This is a genomic window from Allobosea sp. MMO-172 (assembly GCF_037147855.1).
In the GTDB taxonomy this organism is placed as follows: Bacteria; Pseudomonadota; Alphaproteobacteria; order Rhizobiales; family Beijerinckiaceae; genus Allobosea.
This window is the reverse complement of record NZ_JBBCUM010000048.1, coordinates 1-990: the sequence shown is the minus strand read 5'-3', so window position 1 is coordinate 990 and position 990 is coordinate 1. Positions and strand designations below refer to the sequence as shown.

The 990-nt window shown below is 66.2% G+C and carries 2 protein-coding genes; both read left to right on the top strand.

Features of this window, described 5'->3' with window-relative positions; translation table 11 throughout:
- Nucleotides 1-267, top strand: a 267-nt coding sequence (locus tag WFK61_RS26045; protein ID WP_465246945.1) for an ABC transporter ATP-binding protein C-terminal domain-containing protein, incomplete at its 5' end; no start/stop codon positions are given.
- The coding region (locus tag WFK61_RS26040) for an ABC transporter ATP-binding protein (protein WP_336814945.1) at nt 254-990 on the top strand (737 nt) is incomplete at its 3' end. The genes WFK61_RS26045 and WFK61_RS26040, both read left to right, overlap by 14 nt.

Genomic DNA, 990 nt, shown 5'->3' with positions numbered 1-990 from the left:
CCGGAGATGCTGCTGCTCGACGAGCCGATGGCCGGCATGGGCCGCGAGGATGTCGAGCGCATCGAGGCCCTGATCCGCAAGGTCTCGAAGAACCGCACCATCCTGATGGTCGAGCACAATCTCTCGGTCGTCGCCTCGCTCTCGGACCGCATCACCGTGCTGGCGCGCGGCCAGGTCCTGGCGGAGGGCGACTACGCCACCGTCTCGAAGGACCCGCGCGTGGTCGAGGCCTATATCGGCTCGGGAGTCGGCCATGGCCACCACTGAAGCGCTGAAGACCCCCGTGGCTGCCGCCGGCACCGCCCCGCTGCTCAAGGTGCGCGGGCTCGAAGCCTGGTATGGCGAGAGCCATGTCCTGCACGGCATCGATTTCGACGTCGCCCCCGGCGAGGTCGTGACGCTGCTCGGCCGCAACGGCGCCGGCAAGACCACCACGCTCAAGTCGATCATGGGTGTGATCGGCAAGCGCAAGGGCTCGGTCATGCTGGAGGGCAAGGAGACGATCGCCCTGCCCTCGCGCGCGATTGCAAGGCTCGGCATCGGCTTCGTGCCGGAGGAGCGCGGCATCTACTCGACCCTCTCGGTCGAGGAGAACCTGATGCTGCCGCCGCAGGTGAAGCCGGGCGGCCTGCCGGTCGAACAGATCTTCACGCTGTTCCCCAACCTCAAGGAGCGGCTGAAGAGCCAGGGCACCAAGCTCTCGGGCGGCGAGCAGCAGATGCTGGCAATCGGCCGCATCCTGCGCACCGGCGCCAACCTGCTGCTGCTCGACGAGCCGACCGAAGGTCTCGCACCCGTCATCATCGACCAGATCGGCGCCACCATCCGGATGCTCAAGCAGAAGGGCTTCACCATCATCCTGGTCGAGCAGAACTTCCGCTTCGCCCAGACGGTCGCCGACCGGCACTACGTGGTCGAGCAAGGCAAGGTCATCGACATGATCCCCAATGCCGAACTCGACGCCAATATCGACAAGCTGCATCGCTATCT